This is a genomic window from Pedobacter folensis, assembly GCF_056490665.1.
Genome location: NZ_JBWJIF010000011.1, coordinates 1 through 2,025, shown reverse-complemented (window position 1 = coordinate 2,025; position 2,025 = coordinate 1). Strand labels below are relative to the sequence as shown.

Here is a 2,025-nt window from a genome sequence, read left to right as displayed (position 1 = left end):
CTCCATTACCTCGCTACGCTACATTGACATCTCTTTTAAGAACTTGTTGATCTGTAAACCTCGCGGCCGATCATTTATATATCTTCGGTTTCAGTTCCGGCTGGTCTTATTCGTCCAACCTGTGTTTCAATCCGTTTCAATCTTTTTTTGTTTGCTTTCTGCAACATCCGCTGCTCAGCTTTTTACCCTTCCTTTCGGTTGGGAGTGCAAAGGTAAGGAACTTTTTTAAACTTCCAAATAAAATAAATTTTATTTTTTCAGCCCTCTTTTTTTTCTCTCCCCTTATTTCAATATGCCGGTGTTAACCAGCTTTCCGTCCTTCCGAACCGGGCTGCAAAGGTAGCAATCTTTTCTTCTCCTACAATATTTATTTTAAAATAAACATCGACCCACTCACTCTAATGCCATCCTTTCAACCAAAACCCTTCCTCCGAAGCGGGATGCAAAAGTAGAAAAAATTAATGCTTCTGCAAAGCTTTTCTGCCGATTAACCGAAGGATTGAGGTAACTCCATGGTTTTCAACAGGAAAAAATGTTGTGAAGGGCAAAACTTTTTAAGGAAACAAGTGTTTATTGGCGCGCCGCCACCAAACAATTCCGAAGTTTTCCCTGCAGCCAGTCCTTTCAAACTTCGGAAGTCAGTGCCATCTAAACCCGATAGCAGCGGGCATCCCGACGTAAAGTCGGGATAAAGCGGATAGCGGGAACATACCTATATAGTAGCACTAAACCTGCTTTACTAAAAAAACAATTAGCCAATTAATATCTGTAAAATGGAATAACGACCAATTCCTTTATGCTCTGACAATAGCCAAAAGTTTTTTACCCGCAGTTAAAACAAGCACAGCGACTAGACCTGCTGCTAATCCAAAAGCAAATTCTCTAAGAATTGAAGGCCAAGTATGAAGAACATGATGTAGAAAACTAACATTGTGCGCAAAAATTCCACCTGAAACCAGGATCAATGCGACCGTACCTACAACACTTAATATTTTTATTATAACCGGTAAGGAACGAACCAATAGATTTCCTATTGATGAGAATATACCTTTTTCGCCCGAGGCCTTCATTAAACGATATCCAACATCATCCATCCTTACAATAATGGCCACGATACCATAAACACCAACGGTAGCCAACAAGGCTACAGCTGACACCGTCAAAATTTGTATAAGCAGCTTTTCTTCGAGCACACTTCCCAAAGCAATAATTACAATTTCTATTGATAAAATAAAATCGGTAATAATAGCTGATTTGATCTTTGCTTTTTCTGCTACCTCACCCTCCTGGATAACTTCTTTTGCTTCTACGTGCGAGGGCATTGATCGATGAATAAAATATTCAACAATTTTTTCTACCCCTTCATAGGCAAGGTACAAGCCACCTAATACCAAGACCACTTTAATTGCTACCGGAAAAAAGAAATTGAGCAATAATGCAATGGGAACAATAATAAGTTTATTCACAAATGACCCCTTGGTGATTGCCCAAAGTACAGGTAACTCTCTTGAAGAAAGAAAACCAGTAGATTTTTCTGCATTAACCGCTAAATCATCTCCCAGGATTCCTGCAGTTTTCTTGGCCGCTACCTTAGCTGTCACCGCTACATCGTCCATTAAAGCACCTATATCATCCAAAATCGCAAAAAAACCTGAAGCCATATCTAAATAAATTATGCCGCAAAATATCAAATCCTTTCCAGATTCGGACAATCATATTTAAATCTTTAAGGGGTAAGGCTAAAACAGTATTCTATAGATGGGGTCTATTTGCTAAATCTATCAATACAAACAATACCGAAGTACTTCATACTGAAGAGTTAATACCTATTTATAGGTAATGGAAAAATAACTTTTTTAAAACCAGCGTTTAACTGGGTTGTTAAGCGAACTCGATCTGATTAAATCTTTAATGATTTGGAGCGCAATTTCTGCACCATGTAGGCTGGGTCCTGTCCTGCTGTGCGCTGCAATCCTTTTGGATAGTTGTATTATCAACAATATAGCTTTAACCAAAAGGGATTTC

The 2,025-nt window shown here is 38.7% G+C and carries 1 protein-coding gene; it reads right to left on the bottom strand.

All coding sequences use genetic code 11. The features are described 5' to 3' along the window. Positions 1-794: 794 nt before the first annotated feature. Positions 795-1,661 (bottom strand): DUF808 domain-containing protein, encoded by an 867-nt coding sequence (locus tag AC04QZ_RS24975; RefSeq protein ID WP_478359929.1) that lies wholly within the window; start codon positions 1,659-1,661, stop codon positions 795-797. Positions 1,662-2,025 lie beyond the last annotated feature (364 nt).